Raw genomic sequence first — 8,220 nt, 5'->3', positions numbered from 1 at the left:
CACTCAAGTTTTCCGTTAAGGCTGCAAAACCCGCGAACTAGCACTGGGCGGGCCGGGCAGGCGACGGCGCAACAGTTCCCCCGCCCGCCGGGAGTTCACCAGATCCTGACGCGCTCCGCGCGGTCCAGCCAGAGCCCGTCGCCCTCCGCCGTCGCGAACGCCTCGTGGAACTCTTCGAGGTTGCGCACGATGTTGGCCCGGAACTCGGGCGGCGAGTGCGGGTCGATGGTGAGGTACTGCTGCTCCTGCTCCTTGCGGCGCTTGGTGCGCCAGCAGTAGGCCCAGTTCATGAAGAGCCGCTGGGATCCTGTCAGGCCGTCGCTCTCCGGCATCGGAGCGCCGTCGAGCGCGATGCGGTAGGCCGTGTGCCCGATGGTCAGGCCGCCCAGGTCGCCGATGTTCTCGCCCACCGTCAGCGAGCCGTTGACGAACTCGTCGGGGAGGTTGCGCGGCGAGAAGGCGTCATACTGCTTGACCAGTGCCTTCGACTTGGCCTCGAACGCGGTCTTGTCGTCCGCGGTCCACCAGTCGTTGAGGTTGCCCGCGCCGTCGTACTGAGCGCCCTGGTCGTCGAAGCCGTGGCCGATCTCGTGGCCGATGACCGAGCCGATGCCGCCGTAGTTCTCGGCCGGGTCGGCGTCGGGCGAGAAGAACGGCTTCTGCAGGATGCCGGCGGGGAAGCAGATCTCGTTCGTGCCCGGGTTGTAGTACGCGTTGACCGTCTGCGGCAGCATGAACCACTCGTCACGGTCGACCGGCGCGCCGATCTTGGCGAGCTGCCGGTCGGACTCGAAGGCGTCCGCCGCGTGCGCGTTGCCGAGCAGGTCGTCGCCGGAGACCTCGAGGGCCGAGTAGTCGCGGAAGGTGTCCGGGTAGCCGATCTTGGGGCGGAACGTGGCGAGCTTCTCGTATGCGCGCTCCTTCGTCTCGTCCGTCATCCAGTCCAGACGGGCGATCGACTGGCGGTAGGCCTCCAGGAGGTTGCCGACGAGGTCGTCCATGATCGCCTTGGAGCTCGGCGGGAAGTGCCGTGCCACGTACTCCTTGCCGACGGCCTCACCGATGGAGCCCTCGACGAAGGCGACCGCCCGCTTCCACCGGGCGCGCAGCTCCGGGGTGCCGTTGAGGGTACGGCCGTAGAACTCGAAGTTCTTCTCCACGAACGCGTCCGTGAGGTAGGGCGCGCACGAGCGGAGGACCCGGACCAGTGCCCAGTCGCGCCACTGCTCGATCGGCACCTCGGCGAGGGCCGTGGACAGGTGGGCGAGGTAGGACGGCTGACGGACGCACGTCTCGGCGATGGTGGCGTCCGAGCCGCCGAGCCCCTCGACATAGCCGCGCCAGTCGAACTCCGGCGCCAGGGAGGTCAGTTCGTCCAGGGTGGTGAGGTTGTAGGTCTTCTGCACGTCACGCGTCTCGGCCCGCTCCCAGTGCCCTGCGGCAAGACGGGTCTCCAGGGCGAGGACCGTCTTCGCGGCTTCCTCGGGCGAGGCGTGCTGCCCGAGGGTGAGCAGGTCGGTGAGGTAGGCGCCGTACTTCTCGCGGATCTCGGCGAACTTCTCGTCGCGGTAGTACGACTCGTCGGGCAGGCCGAGTCCGCCCTGGAGGATGTTGAAGAGGTAGCGGTCGGAGTCGCGGTCGTCCGAGTCGATGTAGGAGCCGAAGAGACCGGAGCCGCCGATCCGCTCGAAGCGGCCGAGGAACGCCGCGAGCTCCCGGTTGTCGCGCAGCCCCGCGACGGCGTCGATCAAGGGCTGGGCGGGAGCGAGCCCGCGGGCGTTGATCGCCTCCTCGTCCATGAAGGAGGCGTACAGCGTGGCGATCTTGCGCGCGTCATCCGAGTCCGCGCCGTCCGACGCGAGCTCCTGGATGATCACCTTCACTTGTTCCTCGGCCGTGTCGACCAACTGCACAAAGGGGCCCCAGCTGGAGCGATCGTCGGGGATCGCCTCGGTCTCCAGCCAGTGACCATTGACGTGGCCGAACAGGTCGTCCTGCGGCCGGATCTCAGGGTTCATGCCCGCGCGGGCGTCATCCAGCATGCTCATTCACGCACCCTACGCGGACACCGCGCCCGAGCACGATCGGCTTGTCGACGCCGACCCCGACTCGGCTCTCGACGTACTCCCGCAGCTGCCTCGCCGTCACGGTCCGCGCCCCGGCCACCAGGGCCGCGGGCGTACCGGTGAACACCACGTGACCGCTGTCGTACCCGCCGCCGGGGCCGATCCGGCCGCCCCGAACAGACATAGAGGACGAACTGCCCTAAAATTATTCGGGGGTGGGCGCCACTGGACAGAGTGGCGACTTTCAACGAGGAGGCACTGATGCTTGCTCAGCACACACCGCTTCTGACAACTTCGACGGACGCAACCGCGCTCGGTACGGCCATGGTGGAGCCAGAGGCGATCCTGAGCGACGCGCCGACGTACACGCCGGAGGCCTCCGGCGTGCTGCTGCTCCTGGCGCTGCTCTCGCCGAAGGAACCGAAGGAGCCGAAGGACAAGTGAGTCCTGATCGGTCAGAGGCCGCGTATGCGGGGTCTGCCGCCGATCTGGCTCTCCGTGCCCTCGATGCCCTGCGCGGCATCGGGGGCACGGCCACGATCGCCGAGCACGTCGAGACGGCGCACGACCCCCAGGCCGCCCTCGCAGCCATCCGTATCGTCGGGGCCGACGCCTTCGCCCCCTATGTCCTGGCCGAGGCCGTGTTCCACCCGCAGGACGCGGCAGCCGTGACCCAGTCCTTCGAGGTGTTTCCACCCCCGGTGAGCACTCCCGCCCCGCCCCCGGCCGGAACCGTCGAGCCCTGGCTCATCGCCTGGCGGGACTGGGCCACGACGACGCTGCTCGCCCGGTTCACGGGAACGGGGGCCGCTCTCCGCGACATCCCCGCACACGGGGCCGATGGAGGCCTCGACCCGGGCACCGCCCTCGTGCGCCGACCCACCGGAGCACCCGAGCTCACGGCGCCGGAACGCCCTGCGGCCACCGGCACCACCGATCATCCGGGCGTCCCTTGGCAGACCTGGTCCGTGCGGATGGGCCAGCTCTCCCCGCTCGCGCTGCCCGGACTCGACGGGCCCGTACACGACGCGGCCCGTGCGGCGCCGCTCGCCCTCGCGCGGGGAGCCACGCGCGCCGTGCTGCGGCGCGACTTCTCCACCGCCGCCCGCATCACCCGCTGGCTCGCCCTGCTGGCCGCCGATGGCGTCCGCCTGCCGCTCGACCCGGTGCCCCTGGTCGAGCACATCGGCCTGCACGGCGGCGGCTCGCGGCTCGCTCTCGACGTCGCGATCAGTCGGCGACTCCTTGCCCTGGAGGGCGTATGACGACGTCCGTGACACAGACCGCGCACGAGGTCAGCTCGCGGGCGCTGGCGTGGCTCCACGCGCAGCGGGAGCTCGGCGCCCTGCCCGCCGACTCCACCGCCGACCTCGGCGAACCCGACAGCGTGTACAAACCGCTGGCCGAGAGCGCGCTCGCCGCCTCACTCGTCCTGCGGGAGTCGGTGTCCGGCAGCACCGAGCTCCGGCTCGCCCGCGAGCTCATGGACTTCTGCTGGCACCAGCTCGGCGACGGCGACATGCTCTACGAACGGCTGCTGCGGTACTCGATGATGACCGACCCCCTGGAGACGTACGCCCCCTTCGCTCGCGGCGGGCTCCGCCACAAGCCCCTGGAGAACCTGCTCGCCCACACCGGGGCACTGCGCTCCGTACGAGCTGTCGAGATCCTGCCCAACCGGCGGCTCGCCGTCGCCAACGCGGCCCGCGTCGTGGGCCTCGACCAGGACGGACGCCCGTACGACTGGCCGACGCTGAGCCGCGCCACCTGGCTCGGCGCGACTCCCGAGCCCTGGCTCATCGACTGGATGACCGGCTACTGCCTCACCCACACGGTGTTCCACCTCACCGACTGGGGTGCCCGCCCTTCCGGCCTGCCCGATGAGCTCACCGCCTACGTCGCCACCTGGCTGCCCGTGTGGATCGACATCTGGGCCGAGATCGAGCAGTGGGACCTGGTGGCCGAGCTGATGATCGTCGGCTGCTGTCTCACGGAGCCGCACTGCACGGCCTCGGACTGGGAACGACTGGCCCGGGCCCAGCACCCGGACGGCCTGATGCCCCGCGACGGCGACCCGGTCCCCGACGATCCGGAGCGCCGCTTCGCCGACCATCAGCACACCGCCGTGGTCGCCGCTGTCGCCGGGACCCTCGCCGTGTCCCGGACACTGGGCGGCGAAACAGCGCACCGGTGAGCTCCCACGGCGCCGTGCGAGCCGGTCAGGAGTCGGCTGCCGATGAGCCCGCATGGGCGATGGATCTGCTCGGCGGCCTGCGCAGCGCCGCTGCCGGAGCCAGCACGGTGGCCCTGGCGGTGCGGCGCGGCCGCGAACACGTCGTGCTCGTCACCGGCGACACGGCATGGCGCGGCGGAGCACCGGCAGGCCCGGACACACGGTTCGAGATCGGTTCGCTCACCAAGACGTTCACCGCCCTCCTCCTGGCCGAGATGGCGGCACGCGGCGAAGTCGCCCTCGACGACCCGATCTCCCGCTTCCTGCCCCGTGCCGCCGCTCCCCATCTCCAGGACAGCCGCATCACCCTCCTCCACCTGGCCACCCACACCTCGGGCCTGTCCCGCCTGCCGCCAGGCTTTCTGCGCCGCGGCGCACCGTCCTGGTTCAGCAACCCCTACGCCGGCTACTCCCCCGCCGATCTGCGCCGCGCCCTCACCCACACCCGGCCGCGGGCCGCACCCGGCACCCGGGTGCACTACTCCAACTTCGGCGTGGGCCTGCTCGGCGACCTGCTCACCCGTGCCGCGAACGGCCCCACCGGGCCGGACCCCGGCGACGGAGGCTTCGACCGGCTGCTCTGCGAGCGCGTCCTGGAGCCGCTCGGCCTGACCCGCACCAACTGCGCCGCCGACCAGCCACAGGCCATCGGCCACTGGCACCGCAGAGAGCGCCCCGCGTGGCGGATGCCCGTCCTGCCCGCCGCCGGTGCCGTCCGCTCCAGCGCCCGCGACCTGCTGACGGCTCTCGACGCCCTCCTCGATCCCGCCGGTCCGCCCGCCGTCCCCGACACGCTGCGGACCGCCCTCACCGACGTCACGAAACCCAGAATCGCCCTGCCGCGCACCGGCAGTCGCATCGGCCTGATCTGGAACATCAGACCCCGCCCCGGTCACGACCTCTGTCACCACTCCGGCGGCACTCGGGGCTTCACCGCCTTCGCGGGGTTCAGCCCGCAGACCGGCGTGGCCCTGACCGCGCTGGCCAACACGAGCCCGGTGCCCACCGGCGCCTTCATCCAGCGCGCCTATCTGGACCTGCGGGCACTCGCCCGCGATGCGTCCGCCGCTGCCTGAGCACGCGCGACACCGGCCGCCGCACACCCCGCCAGGAAAAGCCCTCAGCGCCGAGCAGTTGCCCCTGCTGGCCGGTAGGCGACGCCCGGTTCGGGCGCGCACAGCGGCACCGGAGATGGCACCCCTGCGCCAATTGCCCTCCGCTGACGCCTAGTTGGTATGGACATGACCGCCAGGCCACTCTTATGCTCCGCCTGAACTCATCGTGAGAGCGCTCTCATCCCCCTGTTCCACCCCACCCCGATGGAACGACAGAAAGGGCACTGCCATGAGACGCAGAACCGGAGCCCGCATCGCCATCTCCTCCTTGCTCCTGGTCGGCACCTGGGCAAGCGCCTCGCTCACCTCCACCGCGGGCGCAGCCCCCGCACCCACCGCTCCCCCGGCCTCCGCGGGCATGCTCACCGCCCTGCAGAACGACTTCGGGCTCACCGCGGGCCAGGCGCGCGAACGCCTCGCCTCCGAGAAGACCGCGATACGGGTCGACCGCGCGGCACAGAAGGCCGCCGGATCGACGTACGCCGGATCCTGGTACGACGCGGACACCGAGAAGCTGACCGTCGCCACCACCAGCGCGGGCAGGACCGACGCTCTGCGCGCGACCGGCGCCACCGTCCGCGTGGTCCGCCACAGCGCGAAGCAACTCGACGCCGCGAAAGCACACATCGACGCCCTGTCCGCGCCCAAGGGCGTCAGCAGTTGGCATGTGGCACCGCGAAGCAACAAGATCGTGGTGAACGTCGTCGCTGCCCAGAAGGACGACAACGATGTCCAACGCTTCGTCGAGCGCGCCCGGCAGGCGGGCCCCGTGCAGGTCGAGACGGTCGGCAAGGCACCGGGCACCTTCGCCGCGGGGACCGTGGGCGGCGACCCGTACTACACCGGCAACGTCCGCTGTTCCATCGGCTTCTCGGTGCACGGCGGCTTCGTCACCGCGGGCCACTGCGGGCAGGCGGGAGCCGCGGTGCGTGGCTGGGACAATTCGAACATCGGCAACTTCCAGGGCTCCTCGTTCCCCGACAACGACTACGCGTACGTCAGCGTGGGCAACGGCTGGTGGACCGTCCCGGTGGTGCTCGGCTGGGGCACCGTCTCCGACCAGCTCGTCCGCGGTTCGGCGGAGGCACCGATCGGGGCCTCGATCTGCCGCTCCGGTTCCACCACGCACTGGCACTGCGGCAAGGTGCTCGCCAAGAACGAGACCGTGAACTACAGCCAGGGCGCCGTCCACCAGATGACCAAGACCAGCGTGTGCGCCGAAGGAGGCGACTCCGGCGGCTCGTTCATCAGCGGTGACCAGGCCCAGGGCGTCACCTCCGGCGGCTGGGGCAACTGCAGCAGCGGCGGTGAGACCTGGTACCAGCCGATCAACGAGATCCTGAACCGGTACGGCCTCACCCTGCACACCGCCTGACGGCGAGACGGCTGACCGCGCCGGACCCGCGGGAGGGTCCGGCGCGTACGCCGCTGCGGTGAGTCCTGGCGGCTGGATGGCCCTAACCGGGTTCACCCCGGGCGTCCCGGAGGAAGGACTGCGGCTGCCACTGCCAGGAACGACTGGTCCCGGAACCGCGCGTTCGGGGACGAACGGAGAACCGCGATGACAGCTAGGGCCTCTCGTTTGGATCAGGCCGGATCAGGTCGTTTGGATCAGGCCGGATCAGGGAGCGGGGGCTGGCGCGTGCGGCTGCAAGGCGCGGGAGGGCGTGGGCGCGGAGCGAATGGGGCCTCCCCTGCTCGAGCGAAAGCCGAGAGCTTGGGGAAAACCGACGACAACGCCTCGGATGTGCGTGCCAATCCCCGCGAGCCTGTCCTGATCCAGACGAGAGGCCCTGGGTCCGCCGGGGCCCGGCGCCGCACCCGCATCGGCACGAGACTTCTTGCCACGGTCGCCGTGGGCGCGCTCACCATGGGTGCCGCGCAGGGGAGCGCACCGGCGGACGACAGCGCCCCGCAGCGCGGCCGGTCGCCCTTCACCGGCCTGAGCGCCCATCAGGGCCCGGTACTCGCGGTCAAGTTCGACAACGCGCGCGGGGCCCGCCCGCACACGGGTCTCGCCCAGGCCGACATCGTGTACGTGGAGAAGGTCGAGGGCGGCATGAGCAGGCTCATGGGGGTGTACTCGAGCCGGCTGCCGCGCTACGTGGGGCCGGTGCGCAGCGCCCGTGAGTCCGACGTCGAGCTCCTGAGGCAGTTCGGCCGTCCCGCGCTCGCCTACTCGGGGGTGCGCAGTTCGCTGAACAAGATGCTCACGCGTTCACCGCTGTACGCCCGCTCGCACGGTCGGCTCCCGAGCGCCTACTTCCGCAGCAACAGCCGCCCCGCCCCGCACAATCTCTTCGTCCGCCCCAAGTCCGTGCTGCGCTCGGCCCCGAGGGCCGACCACCCCACCGACATCGGCTTCCGCTTCGGCCGGGCGCCGGCAGGCGGTTCCGCCGCAACGACGCGGACCGTCCGCTACGCGTCGGCAAGTCACACCTTCCGCTGGTCTCCTCAGCAGCGCCGCTGGCTCGCGTTCTTCGACGGGGCGCCGGCCCGCAGCACCTCGGGGTCGCAGCTCGGCGCGAAGACCATCGTGATCCAGCACGTGAGCATGCCCCCGTCGCGCTACAAGGACGTCAACGGCGCGGCGACCCCGTACATCAAGACGGTCGGCAGCGGCAGGGCGACCGTCCTGCGGGGCGGCAAGGCGTACAAGACCCATTGGAAGCGGTCGAGCGCCACGGGCGGCACGTCCTTCACGCTCTCCGACGGCCGGCGGATGCCCTTCGCGCCCGGTCAGGTCTGGATGGTCTACGCGGACCGCTGAGCCCACCGTCGGCAAGCCGCCCTGAGCAGGCGTCAG

Annotated in this window: 8 protein-coding genes; 6 read left to right on the top strand and 2 right to left on the bottom strand. The window is 70.9% G+C overall.

The window, feature by feature from the left end; all coding sequences use genetic code 11:
• Positions 1 to 95: 95 nt before the first annotated feature.
• A complete protein-coding gene (locus ACZ5CR_RS17980) occupies positions 96 to 2,048 on the bottom strand; it encodes a M13 family metallopeptidase (RefSeq protein WP_468858400.1) in 1,953 nt (650 codons plus the stop codon).
• Positions 2,032 to 2,250: a hypothetical protein gene (locus ACZ5CR_RS17975; protein WP_468858398.1), complete on the bottom strand. Its 219-nt coding sequence runs from the start codon at positions 2,248 to 2,250 to the stop codon at positions 2,032 to 2,034. Before ACZ5CR_RS17975 ends, ACZ5CR_RS17980 begins: the two co-directional genes overlap by 17 nt.
• Positions 2,251 to 2,327: 77 nt before the next feature.
• On the opposite strand from ACZ5CR_RS17975, the gene ACZ5CR_RS17970 reads away from it, so the two are divergent.
• The 6 genes from ACZ5CR_RS17970 (at position 2,328) to ACZ5CR_RS17945 (ending at position 8,184) form a co-directional block, all read left to right on the top strand.
• On the top strand, positions 2,328 to 2,510 hold the full coding sequence (locus tag ACZ5CR_RS17970) for a hypothetical protein (RefSeq protein ID WP_468858396.1): 183 nt from the start codon (positions 2,328 to 2,330) through the stop codon (positions 2,508 to 2,510).
• Entirely contained in the window at positions 2,507 to 3,331 is an 825-nt protein-coding gene (locus ACZ5CR_RS17965) for a hypothetical protein (RefSeq protein ID WP_468858394.1), read from the top strand. Before ACZ5CR_RS17970 ends, ACZ5CR_RS17965 begins: the two co-directional genes overlap by 4 nt.
• Positions 3,328 to 4,260, top strand: a complete 933-nt coding sequence (locus tag ACZ5CR_RS17960; RefSeq protein ID WP_468858392.1) for a DUF6895 family protein — start codon at positions 3,328 to 3,330, stop codon at positions 4,258 to 4,260. Before ACZ5CR_RS17965 ends, ACZ5CR_RS17960 begins: the two co-directional genes overlap by 4 nt.
• Positions 4,257 to 5,375 (top strand): serine hydrolase domain-containing protein, encoded by a 1,119-nt coding sequence (locus ACZ5CR_RS17955; RefSeq protein ID WP_468858390.1) that lies wholly within the window; start codon positions 4,257 to 4,259, stop codon positions 5,373 to 5,375. The genes ACZ5CR_RS17960 and ACZ5CR_RS17955 overlap by 4 nt, the downstream gene beginning before the upstream one ends.
• A gap of 268 nt (positions 5,376 to 5,643) precedes the next feature.
• On the top strand, positions 5,644 to 6,789 hold the full coding sequence (locus ACZ5CR_RS17950) for a S1 family peptidase (protein ID WP_468858388.1): 1,146 nt from the start codon (positions 5,644 to 5,646) through the stop codon (positions 6,787 to 6,789).
• Between the two features lie 342 nt (positions 6,790 to 7,131).
• Positions 7,132 to 8,184, top strand: a complete 1,053-nt coding sequence (locus ACZ5CR_RS17945; protein ID WP_468858386.1) for a DUF3048 domain-containing protein — start codon at positions 7,132 to 7,134, stop codon at positions 8,182 to 8,184.
• Positions 8,185 to 8,220: the final 36 nt, after the last annotated feature.

This window comes from Streptomyces sp. NPDC031274 (genome assembly GCF_055570235.1).
This window is presented reverse-complemented; position numbering and strand designations above follow the sequence as displayed.

Excerpts from the sequence above, each read along its gene's own strand:
- ACZ5CR_RS17980 (WP_468858400.1), bottom strand. The coding sequence starts at position 2,048 with ATGAGCATGCTGGATGACGCCCGCGCGGGCATGAACCCTGAGATCCGG.
- ACZ5CR_RS17975 (WP_468858398.1), bottom strand. The coding sequence starts at position 2,250 with ATGTCTGTTCGGGGCGGCCGGATCGGCCCCGGCGGCGGGTACGACAGC.
- ACZ5CR_RS17970 (WP_468858396.1), top strand. The coding sequence starts at position 2,328 with ATGCTTGCTCAGCACACACCGCTTCTGACAACTTCGACGGACGCAACC.
- ACZ5CR_RS17960 (WP_468858392.1), top strand. The coding sequence starts at position 3,328 with ATGACGACGTCCGTGACACAGACCGCGCACGAGGTCAGCTCGCGGGCG.
- ACZ5CR_RS17950 (WP_468858388.1), top strand. The coding sequence starts at position 5,644 with ATGAGACGCAGAACCGGAGCCCGCATCGCCATCTCCTCCTTGCTCCTG.